The 278-nt window shown below is 72.3% G+C and carries 1 pseudogene; it reads right to left on the bottom strand.

What is annotated here, in order from left to right:
- Window positions 1-23: 23 nt before the first annotated feature.
- Window positions 24-278: pseudogene (locus ACZ3HH_RS29755) on the bottom strand (hypothetical protein); the annotation flags it as partial.

The raw sequence follows: 278 nt of genomic DNA, 5'->3' as shown, positions 1-278 counted from the left end.
CGCGTTGCCATCGAGCACGTTCATCACGAGCCTCCGAATCGCTCGGTGCGGATGTCGCCGGGGCGATGCCCGGCGTCCTGGAGCCAGCGCGCGACCGCCTCGACGAACGGGGTCGGACCGCACACGTACACGCGCGGATTCTGCTCGGCCGGGACGACCGCGTCACGCAACCGGTCGGCCGTGAGCCGGCCGGGAGGAACGGATGCCTCGGGGGGAGCGACGCGCGTGTAGACGAGGTCGACGTCGACCGCTCCCGTGGCGGCGAGTGCGGCGAGTTC

This window comes from Pseudomonas sp. PME37.24/025 (assembly GCF_055556615.1).
Note: the sequence above shows the minus strand (reverse complement) of the source record. Positions and strands in the feature narration are given on the sequence as shown.